At 72.7% G+C, this 15,642-nt stretch carries 18 protein-coding genes and 1 riboswitch; of the genes, 9 read left to right on the top strand and 9 right to left on the bottom strand.

The genetic code is table 11. The features are described 5' to 3' along the window. The first annotated feature begins 36 nt into the window (after nt 1-36). On the top strand, nt 37-756 hold the full coding sequence (locus tag ABT296_RS20225) for a lysophospholipid acyltransferase family protein (protein ID WP_351929149.1): 720 nt from the start codon (nt 37-39) through the stop codon (nt 754-756). A gap of 26 nt (nt 757-782) precedes the next feature. Here ABT296_RS20225 and ABT296_RS20220 read toward each other — a convergent pair whose 3' ends face one another. Genes ABT296_RS20220 through ABT296_RS20195 form a run of 6 tightly spaced genes read right to left on the bottom strand, consistent with a single transcriptional unit; the run spans nt 783 to nt 5,286 of the window. Next, complete coding sequence (locus ABT296_RS20220; RefSeq protein ID WP_351929239.1) at nt 783-1,544, bottom strand: urease accessory protein UreD; 762 nt, start codon at nt 1,542-1,544, stop codon at nt 783-785. Continuing rightward, nucleotides 1,541-2,218, bottom strand: coding sequence for an urease accessory protein UreG (gene ureG / locus ABT296_RS20215; RefSeq protein ID WP_351929147.1), 678 nt, complete (start codon nt 2,216-2,218; stop codon nt 1,541-1,543). The genes ABT296_RS20220 and ureG overlap by 4 nt, the downstream gene beginning before the upstream one ends. 54 nt (nt 2,219-2,272) lie before the next feature. Continuing rightward, entirely contained in the window at nt 2,273-2,947 is a 675-nt protein-coding gene (locus ABT296_RS20210; protein WP_351929145.1) for an urease accessory protein UreF, read from the bottom strand. Then, complete coding sequence (locus tag ABT296_RS20205; protein WP_351929143.1) at nt 2,947-4,668, bottom strand: urease subunit alpha; 1,722 nt, start codon at nt 4,666-4,668, stop codon at nt 2,947-2,949. Before ABT296_RS20205 ends, ABT296_RS20210 begins: the two co-directional genes overlap by 1 nt. Then, nucleotides 4,661-4,972, bottom strand: a complete 312-nt coding sequence (locus ABT296_RS20200; RefSeq protein ID WP_351929141.1) for an urease subunit beta — start codon at nt 4,970-4,972, stop codon at nt 4,661-4,663. Before ABT296_RS20200 ends, ABT296_RS20205 begins: the two co-directional genes overlap by 8 nt. An 11-nt stretch (nt 4,973-4,983) precedes the next feature. Continuing rightward, nucleotides 4,984-5,286: an urease subunit gamma gene (locus ABT296_RS20195; protein WP_351929139.1), complete on the bottom strand. Its 303-nt coding sequence runs from the start codon at nt 5,284-5,286 to the stop codon at nt 4,984-4,986. Nucleotides 5,287-6,014: 728 nt separating this feature from the next. Continuing rightward, nucleotides 6,015-6,140, top strand: a riboswitch (cyclic di-AMP (ydaO/yuaA leader). A 3-nt stretch (nt 6,141-6,143) separates the two neighbouring features. On the opposite strand from ABT296_RS20195, the gene ABT296_RS20190 reads away from it, so the two are divergent. Then, nucleotides 6,144-6,617, top strand: coding sequence for a C40 family peptidase (locus ABT296_RS20190; protein ID WP_351929137.1), 474 nt, complete (start codon nt 6,144-6,146; stop codon nt 6,615-6,617). Between the two features lie 55 nt (nt 6,618-6,672). On the opposite strand, the gene ABT296_RS20185 is transcribed toward ABT296_RS20190, so the two are convergent. Next, on the bottom strand, nt 6,673-7,311 hold the full coding sequence (locus ABT296_RS20185) for a LysE family translocator (RefSeq protein ID WP_351929135.1): 639 nt from the start codon (nt 7,309-7,311) through the stop codon (nt 6,673-6,675). A 105-nt stretch (nt 7,312-7,416) separates the two neighbouring features. Here ABT296_RS20185 and ABT296_RS20180 point away from each other — a divergent pair, with 105 nt between their 5' ends. Further along, the gene (locus ABT296_RS20180) at nt 7,417-8,340 is read left to right on the top strand and encodes a LysR family transcriptional regulator (protein ID WP_351929133.1); all 924 of its coding nucleotides are present in this window, start codon (nt 7,417-7,419) and stop codon (nt 8,338-8,340) included. Here the strand turns inward: ABT296_RS20180 and ABT296_RS20175 are convergent. Further along, on the bottom strand, nt 8,312-8,770 hold the full coding sequence (locus tag ABT296_RS20175; protein WP_351929131.1) for an ATP-binding protein: 459 nt from the start codon (nt 8,768-8,770) through the stop codon (nt 8,312-8,314). The two genes, ABT296_RS20180 and ABT296_RS20175, sit on opposite strands and share 29 nt — an antisense overlap. A 212-nt stretch (nt 8,771-8,982) precedes the next feature. On the opposite strand from ABT296_RS20175, the gene ABT296_RS20170 reads away from it, so the two are divergent. Together ABT296_RS20170 and ABT296_RS20165 are read left to right on the top strand one after the other, a co-directional pair. Then, on the top strand, nt 8,983-9,849 hold the full coding sequence (locus ABT296_RS20170) for a helix-turn-helix domain-containing protein (RefSeq protein WP_351929129.1): 867 nt from the start codon (nt 8,983-8,985) through the stop codon (nt 9,847-9,849). Between the two features lie 9 nt (nt 9,850-9,858). After that, nucleotides 9,859-10,086: a DUF397 domain-containing protein gene (locus tag ABT296_RS20165; RefSeq protein WP_351929127.1), complete on the top strand. Its 228-nt coding sequence runs from the start codon at nt 9,859-9,861 to the stop codon at nt 10,084-10,086. A gap of 100 nt (nt 10,087-10,186) precedes the next feature. Here ABT296_RS20165 and ABT296_RS20160 read toward each other — a convergent pair whose 3' ends face one another. After that, complete coding sequence (locus tag ABT296_RS20160; RefSeq protein WP_351929125.1) at nt 10,187-11,314, bottom strand: 8-amino-7-oxononanoate synthase; 1,128 nt, start codon at nt 11,312-11,314, stop codon at nt 10,187-10,189. Between the two features lie 147 nt (nt 11,315-11,461). On the opposite strand from ABT296_RS20160, the gene bioB reads away from it, so the two are divergent. From bioB to ABT296_RS20140, 4 genes are all read left to right on the top strand, one after another. Beyond that, complete coding sequence (bioB, locus tag ABT296_RS20155; RefSeq protein ID WP_351929123.1) at nt 11,462-12,691, top strand: biotin synthase BioB; 1,230 nt, start codon at nt 11,462-11,464, stop codon at nt 12,689-12,691. Next, nucleotides 12,684-13,964 carry an adenosylmethionine--8-amino-7-oxononanoate transaminase gene (locus ABT296_RS20150; protein ID WP_351929121.1) on the top strand — a complete coding sequence of 427 codons (1,281 nt, stop codon included), beginning with the start codon at nt 12,684-12,686 and terminating at the stop codon, nt 13,962-13,964. The genes bioB and ABT296_RS20150 overlap by 8 nt, the downstream gene beginning before the upstream one ends. A 1-nt stretch (nt 13,965) precedes the next feature. Continuing rightward, the gene (gene bioD / locus ABT296_RS20145) at nt 13,966-14,682 is read left to right on the top strand and encodes a dethiobiotin synthase (RefSeq protein ID WP_351929119.1); all 717 of its coding nucleotides are present in this window, start codon (nt 13,966-13,968) and stop codon (nt 14,680-14,682) included. 182 nt (nt 14,683-14,864) lie between these two features. Continuing rightward, nucleotides 14,865-15,551, top strand: coding sequence for a class I SAM-dependent methyltransferase (locus tag ABT296_RS20140; RefSeq protein ID WP_351929117.1), 687 nt, complete (start codon nt 14,865-14,867; stop codon nt 15,549-15,551). Nucleotides 15,552-15,642 lie beyond the last annotated feature (91 nt).

Below are 15,642 nucleotides of genomic sequence, written 5' to 3'. Positions count from 1 at the left end.
GCTCGGCCTGACCCGCCGGAGTAGAGGAGCGACTCCTTGTTCTACTACCTGCTCAAGTACGTGTTGCTGGGGCCGTTGTTGAGACTGGTCTTCCGGCCCCGCATCGAGGGCCTGGACCATGTGCCGTCGTCCGGGGCGGCGATCGTCGCGGGCAACCACCTGTCGTTCTCTGACCACTTCCTGATGCCCGCGATCCTCAAGCGCCGCATCACCTTCCTGGCCAAGGCCGAGTACTTCACCGGCCCCGGCCTCAAGGGCCGTCTGACGGCGTTCTTCTTCCGCAGCGTCGGGCAGATCCCGGTCGACCGCTCCGGCAAGGAGGCCGGCCAGGCCGCGATCCGCGAGGGCCTCGGCGTCCTCGGCAAGGACGAACTGCTGGGCATCTACCCGGAGGGCACCCGCTCCCACGACGGCCGCCTGTACAAGGGCAAGGTCGGCGTCGCCGTGATGGCGCTGAAGGCGGGGGTGCCGGTGATCCCGTGCGCGATGATCGGCACCTTCGAGGCGCAGCCGCCGGGGAAGGTCATCCCCCACATCCACCCCGTGCAGATCCGCTTCGGCGAGCCCCTCGACTTCTCCCGCTACGCGGGCATGGAGAACGAGAAGGCGGTCCTGCGCGCCATCACCGACGAGATCATGTACTCCATCCTGTCCCTCTCCGGCCAGGAGTACGTCGACGAGTACGCGGCGGTGGTCAAGGCGACGGAGGCGGGCGAGGCCAAGGAGCGCCGCTTCCCGCGGATGCCGCTCGGCTGACCGGGGCGGGGCGTCGCCAGTTCCGGTCAGGGGGTGAGCGCCGCCAGTGCCTCGTCCAGGAGCCGGCGCAGCACCCTCGCGTCCGGTGCGACGGCGGTCACCAGTGCGGCGGGCCCGGGCAGCGGGACCAGTACGGCGGTCCCGGTGAGCGGGCGGGCGGTCACCGGTTCGTCGGCGAACTCCGGTCGCGCGACGATGAGTTGCCCGATCGCTCGGTGTCCGGCGAGTCCGGCGGGGCCGTCCCAGCCGCCCGGGGCGCCGGGTCCGCAGGCCAGCTCCTGGTCCAGCACCGTCCGCCCGGCGATCCTCATGGCCAGCCGGCTGGTGAGCCGTCCGGGCTCCTCCCCCACCCGTCCGAGCACCTGCTCCTCGCGCAGCACGAGCCGGGCCCCCGGGGCCAGTTCGACACGGGTGGCGACCCGCAGGTCGCTGCCGCCGGCGCAGATCAACTGCTCGGGCAGCCAGTGCAGTTCGGCGCCGTCGGCGACGGTGAGCCGTACGTCGTAGCGGGCCTCGTCCTTGGTCTGGCCCGGCAGGGCGATGGTCGCGGCGGCGGAACCGACGTGCAGGCGGGCGCCCTCGGCGACCTCGGCCTCGACGGCGAACCGGTCGCCGCCGAGGGGGCCGCTCATGGCGCCGACCAGGATGACGCGCGCCTCGGTACCGCTCGCCCGGGTGCGGCGCGGCGCGAGCGGCCCCTCGCCCTCCAGCACCGGCAGCGCGGTGCCGCCCCGGCCGTCGGCCCGGGCGCCGATGCGGGCGGTGGCACGGACGCCGGCGGTGATCACGCGGACCAAGCGGCGAGTCGGCCGCGCACCCAGTCGGCGACCTCGCGGACCCCGTCCTCGCCGCGCAACGACTGGAAGACCACCGGCAGTTCGGCGCGCTGCGCCTTGGCGTCGGCCGCCATCCGGGCGAGGTCGGAGCCGACGTGGGGGGCGAGGTCGGTCTTGTTGACGACCAGGAGGTCGGCGGTGGTGACGCCGGGTCCGCCCTTGCGCGGGATGTCGTCGCCGCCCGCGACGTCGATCACGAAGATCTGCGCGTCGACGAGCCCCTTGGAGAAGGTGGCGGTGAGGTTGTCGCCGCCGGACTCCACCAGGATGAGGTGGAGCGGCCCGGTCTCGTCCTCCAGGTCCTCCACGGCTTCGAGGTTGGCGGAGATGTCGTCCCTGATCGCGGTGTGCGGACAGGCGCCGGTCTCCACGGCGGTGATCCGCTCGGGCGGCAGCACGGCCTCGCGGAGCAGGAACTCGGCGTCCTCACGGGTGTAGATGTCGTTGGTGACGACGGCGAGGGACAACTCGTCGCGCAGGGCCCGGCACAGGGCGGCGACGGTGGCGGTCTTCCCGGACCCCACCGGGCCGCCGAGCCCGATCCGCAGGGCTCGGCGGGAGCCGTCGGGGCGGTGGGCGTCGGCGCCGACCGCGGCCGGTCCGTCGTGGGAGTGGTCGAGGTGCATGTACGGCTCCGTTTCTCGGGGTTGGGGGTGTCCGGGGTCGGGGGGGCGCGGTGGTCAGGACGCGAACAGCCGCACGGGCCAGGAGGCGTGGACCTCCGCGCCGATCTCCAGCAGCGGCGCGGAGCCGGCGGGCAGCGCGTCGACGCCTTCGTGGAGCGCGGTGCGGGCGGCCGTGACCGCCGACTCGGCCACCACGTCCAGTTCGGGCGCCAGCCGGGCCAGGACGGCCGTGGCCCGGAACGGGTCCAGGCTCAGCAGCCGTACGGTCGCGGACGCGGGCCCGCTGACGCTCTCGTACACCGCGCAGTACGCGGCGTCCGCCGGTCCGAGGCCGGCCGCCCGGGCGGTCAGGCCCAGCACCACCGGCTGATGGGCGCCCTTAGGGAACTCCCCTGCGAGGGCTTCGAGTTCGGGCGAGGGCCAGGTGGCGCGGGCGGCCCGGAGCAGTTGCCGGCCGAGTCGGCGCGCGGCGACCCGGAGGGCGGGTGACGGAGTCCGGGCGTCCGCGGCCGCGTCCAGTTCGGCCGGGTCCATGCCGAGCGCGGCGGCTGCGGCGAACGCCGCCGCCACCCGCCCGACGGTGTTGAGCCGACCGCGGCAGAACTCCTCCAGGCTCGCCGCCCCGGTGACCCGCCCGGCCTTGACGGCCTCCTCCGCGCCGCCGGAGTGCGCGTGCCCTCCGGCGGGAAACCGTCCGTCGGCCAGGACGAGCAGTGCTGCCCTGGACATCAGAAGAGGAAGTACCGCTGAGCCATGGGCAGTTCAGCGGCGGGAGCTGCCTCGACCAGCTCCCCGTCGATGTGTACGGCGAAACTGTCGGGGTTGACCCGCACCTCGGGCCGGGCGTCGTTCTCGCGCATGTCGGCCTTGGTGACCCCGCGGGTGGAGTCGATCGGCACGAACCGCTTGCCGAGCCCGAGCCGCTCCGGCAGCCCGTCCTCGATGGCCAGCGGCGCCACGAAGTTCAGGGAGTTCGACGCCGGGCCGCGTCCGATCGCGCCGAACATCGGGCGCGGGAGGATCGGCTGGGGCGTGGGGATGGAGGCGTTGGCGTCGCCCATCTGCGCGTAGGCGATCTGGCCGCCCTTGAGGACGAGGTGGGGCTTGACCCCGAAGAACGCGGGCTCCCACAGCACCAGGTCGGCGAGCTTCCCGGTCTCCACCGAGCCGACCTGAGAGGCGATGCCCTGGGCGAGGGCCGGGTTGATCGTGTACTTGGCGACGTAGCGCCGGACCCGGTGGTTGTCGGCGCGGCCGTCGCCCGGCAGCGCCCCGCGCCGGCGCTTCATGACGTGCGCGGTCTGCCAGGTCCGCAGGACGACCTCGCCGACGCGTCCCATGGCCTGCGAGTCGGAGGAGATGATCGAGATGGCGCCGAGGTCGTGCAGGATGTCCTCGGCGCCGATGGTCGAGGGCCGGATGCGGGACTCGGCGAAGGCCAGGTCCTCGGGGACCGCCGGGTTGAGGTGGTGGCAGACCATCAGCATGTCGAGGTGTTCCTCGGCGGTGTTGACGGTGAACGGCCGGGTCGGGTTGGTGGAGCTGGGCAGCACATGCGCCTCGGAGACCACGGTCATGATGTCCGGCGCGTGCCCGCCGCCCGCACCCTCGGTGTGGTAGGCGTGGATGCCCCGGCCGCCGATGGCGGCGAGCGTGTCGCCCACGAATCCGGCCTCGTTGAGGGTGTCCGTGTGGATGGCGACCTGGATGCCGGTCCGGTCGGCGACGGTCAGCGAGGCGTCGATGACGGCGGGGGTGGAGCCCCAGTCCTCGTGCAGCTTCAGCGCCATCGCGCCGCCGCGGATCTGCGAGAGCATCGCCTCGTGCGAGACGGTGTTGCCCTTGCCGAGGAAGCCGATGTTGAGGGGGTACGCCTCCATCGCCTCCAGCATCCGCGCCAGGTGCCACGGCCCGGGTGTCACGGTGGTCGCCTTGGAGCCCTCGGCGGGGCCGGTGCCGCCGCCGACCAGGGTGGTGATCCCGGAGGCCAGGGCCTCGTCGGCGATCTGCGGGCAGATGAAGTGGACGTGGGCGTCGATGGCGCCGGCGGTGAGGATGCGCCCGTTGCCCGCGATGATCTCGGTCTCGGGGCCGATGACCAGGTCCGGGTGGACCCCGTCCATGGTGTCGGGGTTGCCGGCCTTGCCGATTCCGGTGATCCGGCCGTCCCGTATGCCGACGTCGGCCTTGACGACGCCCCAGTGGTCGATGACCACCACTCCGGTGACGACGGTGTCCGGGGTGCCGTCTGCGCGCGTAGCGCGCGACTGGCCCATGGACTCCCGGATGACCTTGCCGCCGCCGAAGACGGCCTCGTCCCCGGCGAGTCCGGGGCCGCCGCAGCGGTCCTCCTCGATCTCGACGAGCAGGTCGGTGTCGGCGAGCCGGATGCGGTCGCCGGTCGTCGGGCCGAACAGGTCGGCGTAGGCGGCACGCGAGATCTCAGGCATCGAGGGCACCTCCGGTCTCCCCGCGCAGTCCGGGCACGACGCGGGCGCCGGCCAGCGGGACGAGTTCGACGTCGACGGGGATTCCGGGCTCGAAGCGCACGGCGGTGCCGGCGGCGATGTTGAGCCGCCGGCCGCGGGCGGCGGCGCGGTCGAACTCCAGTCCGGGGTTGGCCTCGGCGAAGTGGTAGTGGGAGCCGACCTGGACGGGGCGGTCGGCGGCGTTGAGCACGGTCAGCCGGGTGATCTCACGGCCTTCGTTGTACACAATGGGCCCGTCCGCGAAGAGGACCTCTCCGGGAATCATCGACAGCCCCCTCAGACGATCGGGTCGTGGACGGTGACGAGCTTGGTGCCGTCGGGGAAGGTGGCCTCGACCTGGACGTCGTGGATCATCTCCGGGATGCCCTCCATGACGTCGTCGCGGGTGAGCAGCTTGCGTCCGGAGGCCATGAGCTCGGCGACCGTGCGGCCGTCGCGCGCGCCTTCGAGGATGTGCGAGGTGATGAGGGCGACCGCCTCGGGGTGATTGAGCCTCACCCCGCGGGCCCGGCGCTTCTCGGCGACGTCGGCCGCCACATGGATCAGCAGCCTCTCCTGCTCGTGCGGGGTCAGTTGCACGTCTCACCTCACAGTCCTCGCTCCGGACCGTGCGGGGCCCGGCGGCCGCGGCCACGGGCAAAGTGCCTGGTGGCGTGGAGGGAGGCTAGTTGGAGCGGGTTTCGTGCACGTTAACCGTGCCGTGACCGGAACGGGGCGCCTCCGGCCCCTCCGCGAGCCTTCGCAGGGGCCGGGCGCGGCGAGGCGGGCGAGCAGGGCGCCCCGGGGCGGGAACTGACGTTCGGTCACCCCTCACCGGCGCGCGCGCCGCGCGGGTCGTACGGTCGGCGCGGCGCGGCTCGCGCCACGCTTCCCCCGCGCTCGGACAGTTGACGCAGGTGAGCGGTGTCCGGCCGTCGGGGCGCGGCGCCGGGGCGTCCGGGCCGAAGCCGAAACGGACCAAACGGGGTACCCCCTTTCAGCGTAGGGGCGGCTCCTTTTGTCGACCCGTCAGAGTTGCGCGAAGTACGTGGTCTCACCACCTCATGGAGCGTTCCGTCCCTGGTCCGGGCATCCTCAGCCACCTCGACGATCATTCGAACGGAGCACCGTCCACCCGAACGGGTGAGTGGTGACTAACACCACAAATCCCCGGTTCCATTGGGATTTTCGGACATCGGTGAGCCAAGATCCCTGACTGACGACAAGCCCCCGCCACCGCGGCGGGGCGGTCCGGGCGGACGCCGAGTCCTGCCGCCGCCCGGATGACCGGTCGACAGGAGTGGATCGGCAGGAGTGGAGGACCCGAGCACGACGGGTCGCCGGCGCGGAGGTTCGCGTCGAGCAGCCCTTGGGGTGAAGCCGCATCGCGGCCGGGCAACTTCGCCAGCCCGAATCCGACAGGTCATCCTTCACAGGCGGCTGACGAAGGGTTGCGCATGACTGCGCTCAATCGTGTCCCGTCGCTGATGGTCCGGGCCGGTACGGCCTCGGCCCTCACCATCGCCGCCATGGGCGGCTCGATCGTGGCCCCCGGCCTCTCCGCCGAAGCGGAGGCGGCCACCCCGGCGACGAAGGCACTCCAGGTCGCGGCCTCCAAGAAGGGCTCCCCGTACAAGTGGGGCGCCACCGGACCGCACCGCTTCGACTGCTCCGGGCTCACGCTGTACGCGTTCAAGAAGGCGGGCAAGAAGCTGCCCCGCACCGCGGCCCAGCAGTACAACAAGACCCGCCACATCTCCGCGGGCAGCCGCAAGGCGGGTGACCTCGTGTTCTTCCACTCGGGGTCGAACATCTACCACGTCGGCATCTACGCCGGGAAGGGCAAGCTCTGGCACTCCCCGAAGACCGGTGACGTGGTGAGGCTGCAGAAGATCTGGACCAGGAGCGTCTGGTACGGCCGGGTGAGCTGACCCGGCGCCCCGAGGGGCGGCGGCGTCCCTGACTCGCCGCCGCCCCGACGGGGCCTCAGAACGCCGCCTCCAGCAGCAGGACGGCGCCGAGGACCGTCAGCGCGGTGCCGGTGACGCCCTCGACGAGCCGGGCGGCCCGCGGCCTGCGCAGCCACCGGCCGAGGCGGTCCACGAGCAGGGCGACGGCCGGGAACCACAGCAGGGCCAGCACCACCACGATCAGCGCCAGCAGGAGCGTGCGGGGCAGCACCGGGGCACCCGCGGGCACGAACTGGGGCAGCAGGCTGAGGAACGTGATCGGCGCCTTGGGGTTGAGGGCGTTGGTGACGAACCCCTGCCGCAGCGGACGCGCGGCACCGGCCGCCTGCGCGGGCGCTTCCCCTGGCACTTCCCCGGCCTCTGCGCTCCGGGGTCGGCGCAGCCCGAGCAGGGTGCGCGCGCCGAGGTACAGCACATAGCCGCCGCCCAGCACCTGGAGCGTGCGGAACAGGGCCGGAACCGCGGTCAGCACGGCGGCGACGCCGGCGACCGCCAGCGCCGTGTGCAGGAGCAGTCCGCCCGCGATGCCGAGCGCGCAGGCGATCCCGGCCCGGCGCGAGACCAGGGCGTTGCGTACGACGACGGTGAAGTCGGCCCCGGGCATGGCGACCATGCCAGCGGCGACCCCGGTGAAGGCGAGCAGCTGTGCGTCCATGGGACCAGCCTGCCGCCGTACGGGCTTCAGCAGGTATTTCGAATAGCCTGGGTCTGCCTTAAGCATTGCTTTGGGCTGTCGCTCCTTCCAGGCAGGTGTCCCGGCATGTACGACCCCACGCGGCTGGCGGCGCTGGTCGCGGTCGCCGAGTCCGGTTCGATCACCCGGGCCGCCGAGCGGCTCGGCTACACCCCGCCGGCGCTCTCCCAGCAGCTGGCCAAGCTGGAGCGGGAGGCGGGCACGGCGCTGCTCGTCCGGCACCATCGCGGGGCCCGGCTCACCGGGGCGGGCGAGCTGCTGGTGGCGCGGGCCCGCCGGGTGCTCGACGAGCTGGAGCGGGCCCGGCACGAGCTGGCCCGGCTCACCGGTCTGACCGGGGGCACACTGCGGCTGGGCACCTTCCAGACCGCCGGTGTCCATCTGCTGCCGCCGGTGCTCAGCGCCTTCCGCCGCGCCCACCCGGACGTGGAGCTGACCGTCACGAACCATGAACCGCCCGGCGGGGTCGCCGCGGTGGCCGCCGGTGAGATCGATCTGGCGCTGACGCACACCTACGAGCCCGCGGAGCCGGTGCCGGTGCCCTCGTCGGTGGTCCTGGAACCGGTGCTGGTGGAGGAGCTGGTCCTGGTGACCGCGCCGGGCCATGTGCTGGCCGAAAAGACCTCGCGGCTGCCGCTGAGCGAGCTGGCCGGGCAGCCGTTGATCAGCATGGCGCCGGACCATCCGGCCCGGCGGGGCGTGGAGGAGGTGTTGGCCCGGGCGGGGGCCACGCCGTCGGTGCTGGTGGAGACCCCGGTGTACGCGCTGGTGTGCGCTCTGGTCAGCGCGGGGCTGGGGGTCGGGGTGGTGCCGGAGATGGTGGCGCGGACCGCCGTCACCCCGGTGGGGACGCGGGCGCTGGAGGGGGGAGGACTGCGCCGTACGATCTCGGTCGCCCGGCGCTCGGGCGGCACGACACCCGCCGTGGACGCGTTCGGGGCGTTGCTGCGGGGCGCGTTCGCTAAGGCTCCTGGTGGACCGCGGTGGTGACCTGTTGGGCCGGTACGGTCCAGGGGAGTTCGATGGAGACCGTCTTGCCGCCCTCCCGGGTCGGCCTGACTCTGAGCCGGCCGCCGCACTCGGCGGTCAGCCAGCGGATGATCACCAGTCCGCGGCCGTTGTCCTGCTGCACGGCGGCCGGCAGGCGTTTGGGGAAGCGGGGGTGGCTGTCGGTGACCCCGATGCGCAGTTGTTCGTCCTGGTGCAGCTCGATGTCGACCGTGAAGGTGGGTGACTGCCCCAGGGTGTGCTGCACGGCGTTGGTGGCCAGTTCGGAGACGATGAGCCGGATGGTGTCGGCCGCGTCCGTGTCGGAGGGCAGCCCCCATTCCGCGAGGGTGCCGAGCACGTAGCCGCGGGCGGCGGAGACCGAGGCGGGATCGCTCGGCAGAGTGACGGATGCTTCCAGATGGTCTGCCATGGCGACGTCGTCCCTTTCCCACGGGACCGTAGTCCGACACGGAGCGGATGGTTCGAGTACGGTCCCGGACTGGTGCTTCTTCGCCAGACTGCCATTACCGCGCCGGTCACGGTGGCGATCCACCAAGATATGCATATATCTATCGCTCGAAGCGGTGAACTCTGCTACTCGAGACCGTATTTGGGCGGCCCGGTTGGAGTAAGGAGGACCGTATGCAGCACGGTCCCGCGGTGCGCCGCCGCAAGCTCGGCGCCGAATTGCGCGCGTTGCGCAGCGGCGCCGGTCTCACCAGCGGTGAGGCGGCCCGGATGGTCGGCTGGCACCAGTCGAAGGTGAGCCGGATCGAAACCGGCGCCAGCGGCGTGAAACCGGCCGATGTGCGGTTACTGCTGGACGCCTACGCCGTGGGTGACACCCGACTGCGGGAGTTGCTGCTGGTGCTGGCGGGGGCCGACGACGATGTCGGCCGGCATCACTGGTGGCACGCCTACCGCGGTGTACTGCCGCCCGCCTACCGGGACTTCATCAGTCTGGAGTCCCAGGCCAGCGCGATGCGCACGCTGGAGACCTCGGTGGTGCCCGGGCTGTTGCAGACCCGCGAGTACGCGCAGGCCGTGACCCGGGTCGCGGTGGGCGGCCTGGACGAGGCCGACGAACGGCTCGACGCGCTGGTCGAGGTGCGCCTCGCCCGGCAGGACGTGCTGCGCGGGGAGCCTCCGCTGGAGTTGAGCGCCGTGCTGGACGAGGCCGTGCTGCGCCGCAGGATCGGCGGACCGGGGGTGATGACCCGTCAGCTGTGGCGGCTGGTGGAGGCGGGGCGGCTGCCACAAGTGCGTTTGCAGGTGCTGCCGTTCACCGCCGGGGCGCACATCGGCATCACGGGCCCTTTCGTTGTCTTCTCATTTTCGCGCACTTCTGATCTGGATGTGGTTGTTCTCGACCAGTTGACGAGTAGCCTCTACCTCGAACGGAAAGAAGACCTCCAGGCGTACACGGAGGCCTTCACCACCCTTCAGATCCACGCCCTTTCGCCCGAGGAATCGTTGGATTACATCGCCGGGATAGCTGACGGCGCGTAAGGAGGCACCATGTCTGCACTGCCTCGGAACGTACCTTCCAGTACCGATCTGCAATCCGTGCGCTGGCTGCGCAGCAGCTACAGCACGGGCGCCAACAACTGCGTGGAGACGGCCCGGCCGCGCTCCGGCCCCGGGGCCGGACTGCTCGCCGTGCGCGACTCCAAGGACCCGGCCGGGCCCGCGCTGCTCTTCTCCCCCGAGAGCTGGGCGGACTTCACGGCCACCTACCGGTCCTAGCGGTTCCAGCAACAGCCGATCAGTACTGACCAGTTCCGACTAGCTCAGATCACTTCCGATCAGTTCCGTAGCCGCGGTGGCAGGGCCGTGTGACGCCGACTCATGGTCGTGTCCCGCCGATGATCCGTACAGCGCGTTCGATCTGCTCGTCCGTGAGATCGGCCCGGGCGGTCAGCCTGAGCCGTGAGATGCCGTCGGGCACGGAAGGAGGACGGAAACAGCCCACGACGAGGCCCGCCGCCCGGCAGTCGGCCGCCCAGCGCACCGCCTCCTCCGGGGAGGGTGCGCGCACCGAGACGACCGCTGCGTCCGGACGTACCGCCTGATGGCCCTCGGCCGTCAGGCGGGCGTGCAGTTCGGCGGCGACCGCGCGCGCCCGGGCCGCCCGCTCCGGCTCCCGGCCCAGCAGCCTGAGCGCCGCGAGCGCGGCACCGGTCGCGGCGGGCGCCAGACCGGTGTCGAAGATGAACGTCCGTGCCGCGTTGACCAGATGGTCGATGACCCGGGCCGGGCCCAGGACGGCTCCGCCCTGGCTGCCCAGCGACTTGGAGAGCGTCACCGTGACGACCACGTCGTCGGCGCCCGCCAGCCCCGCCGCGTGCGCGGCACCCCGGCCGCCGTCACCGAGCACGCCCAGGCCGTGCGCGTCGTCCACCACGACTCCGGCCCCGTGCTCCCGGCAGGCCGCGGCGAGCCCGGCCAGCGGGGCGGCGTCGCCGTCGACCGAGAAGACGGTGTCGGAGACCGCGATGGCCGGCCCGTCGTGGGTCTGGAGCGCCTTGCGCACCGCGTCCGGTTCGGCGTGCGCGACCACCTGGGTGGTGCCCCGGGCCAGTCGGCAGCCGTCGATGAGCGAGGCGTGGTTGCCGGCGTCGGACACGATCAGCGCGCCGTGCGGTCCGAGCGCGGTGACCGCGGCGAGGTTGGCCGCGTAACCGGAGGAGAAGACGAGTGCCGCCTCGAAGCCGCAGAAGGCGGCCAGCTCGCGTTCCAGCTCGCCGTGCAGCTCCGTCGTACCGGTGACGAGACGGGAGCCGGTCGCGCCGCCGCCCCAGGTCCGCGCCGCGCGCGCTGCGCCCTCGACGACCTCCGGATGGTGGGCCAGACCGAGGTAGTCGTTGCTCGCGAGGTCCAGCAGCGGCGAGTCGGCGGGGCGGGGACGCAGCGTCCGTACGAGTCCGGCGCGGCGGCGCTGCGCCGCCTGCTCGTCGATCCAGCCGAACGCCATGGGTCCTCCGGGGATTTTGTAGGCAGCGCACAGACACTAGCGGGACGACCAGGCACCCGAGGTGTGGCAATACCCACACCTCGAAGCGCCGGAGTTGTACGAACTCTCCTTGGCCAGGAACCGCTCCGTAGGACAGGATCAGCTCTCATGGACCTGCTGAACACGCTGGTGGACAAGGGACTGCGGCGCGAGCTGCCGACCCGCGAGGAAGCCCTGGCCGTCCTCGCGACGTCCGACGACGACCTGCTCGATGTGGTGGCCGCGGCCGGCAAGGTGCGCCGGCACTGGTTCGGCCGTCGGGTGAAACTGAACTACCTCGTCAACCTCAAGTCCGGCTTGTGCCCGGAGGACTGCTCCTACTGCTCGCAGCGGCTCGGCTCGACCGCCGGGATCCTGAAGTACACCTGGCTCAAGCCCGACGAGGCGTCGCAGGCGGCCGCCGCGGGCCTCGCGGGCGGCGCCAAGCGGGTCTGTCTGGTGGCCAGCGGACGCGGTCCCACCGACCGCGACGTGGACCGGGTCTCCGACACCATCAAGGCGATCAAGGACCAGAACGAGGGCGTCGAGGTGTGCGCCTGTCTCGGGCTGCTCTCCGACGGGCAGGCCGAGCGGCTGCGGGAGGCGGGCGCGGACGCCTACAACCACAACCTCAACACCTCCGAGGCCACCTACGGCGACATCACCACCACGCACACCTACGCCGACCGCGTCGACACCGTGCAGAAGGCGCACGGGGCCGGTCTCTCCGCGTGCTCCGGTCTCATCGCCGGCATGGGCGAGAGCGACGAGGACCTGGTGGACGTCGTCTACTCGCTGCGCGAGCTGGACCCCGACTCGGTGCCGGTCAACTTCCTGATCCCGTTCGAGGGCACCCCGCTGGCCAAGGAGTGGCACCTGACCCCGCAGCGCTGTCTGCGGATCCTGGCGATGGTGCGGTTCGTCTGCCCGGACGTCGAGGTGCGCATCGCGGGCGGCCGTGAGGTCCACCTGCGCACGATGCAGCCGCTCGCCCTGAACCTCGCCAACTCCATCTTCCTCGGCGACTACCTCACCAGTGAGGGCCAGGCGGGCAAGGCCGACCTGGAGATGATCGCCGACGCCGGGTTCGAGGTGGAGGGCGCCGACCAGGTGACGCTGCCGGACCACCGCGCGGGCGGCGGCTGCGGCTCCCACGCCGACACCGGGTGCGGTTCGCACGAGGGTGCCGGAGGCTGCGGCTCCCACGCCGACGGGGGCTGCGGGTCGCACGAGGGAGGCGGGGTCTGCGGTTCCGCGCCGACGGCGGCGGCCGAGCAGTCCGAGCCCGGAGAGGTCCGCAGCGACCTGGTCGCCGTGCGCCGTCGCGGCGCCGGAACGGACCTCGCGCCCAATGCCTGACCTGAGCGTGCCCGAGCTGCTCGACCTCGACCGCAGGCATGTGTGGCACCCCTACGGCCCGATGCCGGGCCGGCAGGAGCCGCTGGTCGTGGAGTCGGCGAGCGGGGTCCGGCTGCGGCTGGCGGACGGCTCGGGCGAGCTGGTCGACGGGATGGCGTCCTGGTGGTCGGCCATCCACGGCTACAACCACCCGGTGCTCAACGAGGCGGCGCGCGAACAGCTCGGCCGGATGAGCCATGTGATGTTCGGCGGGCTCACGCACGAGCCCGCCGTACGGCTCGCGAAGCTCCTTGTCGACATGTCGCCGGACGGGCTGGAGCACGTGTTCCTCGCCGACTCGGGGTCGGTGTCGGTCGAGGTCGCGGTGAAGATGTGCCTGCAGTACTGGCGCTCGCTGGGGCGCCCCGGCAAGCAGCGGCTGCTGACCTGGCGGGGCGGCTACCACGGGGACACCTGGCAGCCGATGTCGGTGTGCGACCCCGAGGGCGGGATGCACGAGCTGTGGACCGGCGTCCTCCAGCGCCAGGTCTTCGCCGGCCCGCCTCCGGCCGAGTACGACGAGGCGTACGCCGAGGAGCTGCGGGAGCTGATCGGACGGCACGCGGACGAACTGGCCGCGGTGATCGTGGAGCCGGTGGTGCAGGGCGCGGGCGGGATGCGGTTCCACTCCCCCGCCTATCTGCGGGTGCTGCGCGAGGCGTGTGACGCGCACGACGTGCTGCTGGTCTTCGACGAGATCGCGACCGGGTTCGGGCGCACGGGCGCGCTGTTCGCGGCGGAGCACGCCGCGGTGACACCGGATGTGATGTGTCTGGGCAAGGCGCTGACCGGCGGTTACCTGACGATGGCGGCGACCTTGTGCACCGCGCGGGTGGCCGACGGGATCTCGCGGGGCGAGGTACCGGTGCTCGCCCACGGGCCGACGTTCATGGGCAACCCGCTGGCCGCCGCGGTGGCCTGCGCCTCGATCGAGCTGCTGCTGGGCCAGGACTGGCTCGCGGAGGTCAAGCGGATCGAGGCAGGGCTGCGCGAGGGCCTCGCCCCGGCCCTGGACCTGCCCGGTGTGTCGGACGTGCGGGTGCTGGGGGCCATCGGGGTGGTCCAGCTGGACCATCCGGTGGACATGGCGGCGGCCACCGCGGCCGCGGTGCGCGAGGGCGTGTGGGTACGGCCGTTCCGCGACCTGGTCTATGTGATGCCGCCGTACGTCACGAACGACGCTGACCTGGCACGGATCACGCGCGCGGTGTGCGCCGCGGTGCGGGAGGGCTGACATGACGGTTGTGGTGATCACGGGCACCGGTACGGAGATCGGCAAGACGGTCACGACCGCCGCCGTCGCGGCCACGGCGCTCGCGGCCGGCCGCACGGTGGCGGTGCTGAAGGCCGCGCAGACCGGGGTACGGCCGGACGAGCGCGGGGACGCCGACGAGTGCGCGCGGCTGGCGGGCGCGGTGACCACCGCCGAACTGGCCCGCTATCCCGAGCCGTTGGCCCCGGGTACGGCGGCCCGCCGGTCGGGGCTGGCGCCGGTGCGCCCGGCGGCGATCGCGGAGGCCGCGGCGAAGCTGGCGACCGAGCACGATCTGGTGCTGGTGGAGGGCGCGGGCGGGCTGCTGGTCCGCTTCGACGACGAGGGCGGCACCCTCGCCGACGCGGCCGCGCTGCTGGCGGCGCCGGTCCTGGTGGTGGCCTCGGCCGGCCTGGGCACGCTGAACTTCACCGAGCTGACGGCCCATGAACTGCGGTCCCGGCGGCTGGAGATGCTCGGCGTGGTGATCGGCAGCTGGCCCGAGGCGCCCGATCTGGCCTCGCGGTGCAATGTGACGGACCTGCCGGAGGTGGCGGGCGCACCCCTGCTGGGCGCCCTCCCGGCCGGGGCGGGCACCCTGCCGCCGGCCGACTTCCGCTCCCTCGCGCCGGGTTGGCTGGCCGCGGAGCTGGGTGGGAACTGGGACGGTACGGCCTTCCGGGAGCGCGAGGCGGGCTGAGCCCACACCTTCCCGGCGCCGCCCCTGGTGCCACCGCACACTGATGTGCCGGCCGAGCACGGAGTCGACGAACAGGTGCGCGACTCCGTCGCCCGGGCCGGCCTCGGCGGCGCACAGCGGGGGTGCGCGGCCCGTATCGGGGGGACAATCGGGGTATCGCCCGTGCTTCCCGGGAGGTCCCCATGCCGCTTCGGTCCGCCGGTACCGCCAGGATGCCGCGGGATGCCGTGCACCATCCCCTGTTCGCCCGTTTCTACGCCCGCCTCAGTGTGAACGCCGAGACCGGTCTGGGGATCGGTGGCCTGCGCGGGCGGCTGCTCGCCGGGCTGTCCGGGCGGGTCATCGAGATCGGCGCGGGCAACGGTCTGAACTTCGCCCACTATCCGGGCACCGTCTCGGAGGTCGTGGCGATCGAGCCGGAACGGCTGCTGCGGCGGCTGGCCGTCGAGGCGGCGCTGCGCTGCGAGGTGCCGGTGGACGTGGTGCCCGGGGCGGCGGAGGCCCTGCCGGTCAAGAGCGAGGCCTTCGACGCGGCGGTGGTCTCGCTGGTGCTGTGCAGCGTGCGTGACGTGCCGCGCGCGCTGGCGGAGATCCGGCGGGTGCTGCGGCCCGGCGGGGTGGTGCGGTTCTTCGAGCACGGGCGGGGCGGCGGGCGCGTGATGACGTTCGGCCAGCGGGCCCTGGACCGCACGGTGTGGCCGCTGGTCAGCGGCGGCTGTCACACGGCCCGGGAACCGGTGGCGGCCCTGCGTGGCGCCGGGTTCGAACTCGGCCCGTACCGGCGGGTCATGATCCCCGCGGAGGGGGTGCGGCTGCCGACGTCGTACTGCGTGCTGGGCACCGCCTGGCGGCCGGTGGGCGAGGACTGATCCCACGTACGGCACGGCGGGCGAGGACCGAACTCAGGTACGGCACCGCCCGGCCGCCGACCCAGGCCCCAGCGCCGGTGCGACACCGCCC

This window comes from Streptomyces sp. NPDC000983 (assembly GCF_040299205.1).
GTDB lineage: Bacteria > Actinomycetota > Actinomycetes > Streptomycetales > Streptomycetaceae > Streptomyces.
The sequence above is the reverse complement of the archived record's forward strand: the minus strand, read 5'-3'. Positions and strand labels throughout refer to the sequence as shown.

What these genes read in the sequence shown, in the direction of transcription:
- ABT296_RS20200 (WP_351929141.1), bottom strand. Translation starts at nt 4,972, where the DNA reads ATGATTCCCGGAGAGGTCCTCTTCGCGGACGGGCCCATTGTGTACAAC.
- ABT296_RS20160 (WP_351929125.1), bottom strand. Translation starts at nt 11,314, where the DNA reads ATGGCGTTCGGCTGGATCGACGAGCAGGCGGCGCAGCGCCGCCGCGCC.
- ABT296_RS20165 (WP_351929127.1), top strand. Translation starts at nt 9,859, where the DNA reads ATGTCTGCACTGCCTCGGAACGTACCTTCCAGTACCGATCTGCAATCC.
- ABT296_RS20170 (WP_351929129.1), top strand. Translation starts at nt 8,983, where the DNA reads ATGCAGCACGGTCCCGCGGTGCGCCGCCGCAAGCTCGGCGCCGAATTG.
- bioD (WP_351929119.1), top strand. Translation starts at nt 13,966, where the DNA reads ATGACGGTTGTGGTGATCACGGGCACCGGTACGGAGATCGGCAAGACG.
- ABT296_RS20140 (WP_351929117.1), top strand. Translation starts at nt 14,865, where the DNA reads ATGCCGCTTCGGTCCGCCGGTACCGCCAGGATGCCGCGGGATGCCGTG.
- ABT296_RS20205 (WP_351929143.1), bottom strand. Translation starts at nt 4,668, where the DNA reads ATGCCTGAGATCTCGCGTGCCGCCTACGCCGACCTGTTCGGCCCGACG.
- bioB (WP_351929123.1), top strand. Translation starts at nt 11,462, where the DNA reads ATGGACCTGCTGAACACGCTGGTGGACAAGGGACTGCGGCGCGAGCTG.
- ABT296_RS20210 (WP_351929145.1), bottom strand. Translation starts at nt 2,947, where the DNA reads ATGTCCAGGGCAGCACTGCTCGTCCTGGCCGACGGACGGTTTCCCGCC.
- ABT296_RS20150 (WP_351929121.1), top strand. Translation starts at nt 12,684, where the DNA reads ATGCCTGACCTGAGCGTGCCCGAGCTGCTCGACCTCGACCGCAGGCAT.
- ABT296_RS20175 (WP_351929131.1), bottom strand. Translation starts at nt 8,770, where the DNA reads ATGGCAGACCATCTGGAAGCATCCGTCACTCTGCCGAGCGATCCCGCC.
- ABT296_RS20190 (WP_351929137.1), top strand. Translation starts at nt 6,144, where the DNA reads ATGACTGCGCTCAATCGTGTCCCGTCGCTGATGGTCCGGGCCGGTACG.
- ureG (WP_351929147.1), bottom strand. Translation starts at nt 2,218, where the DNA reads ATGCACCTCGACCACTCCCACGACGGACCGGCCGCGGTCGGCGCCGAC.
- ABT296_RS20180 (WP_351929133.1), top strand. Translation starts at nt 7,417, where the DNA reads ATGTACGACCCCACGCGGCTGGCGGCGCTGGTCGCGGTCGCCGAGTCC.
- ABT296_RS20185 (WP_351929135.1), bottom strand. Translation starts at nt 7,311, where the DNA reads ATGGACGCACAGCTGCTCGCCTTCACCGGGGTCGCCGCTGGCATGGTC.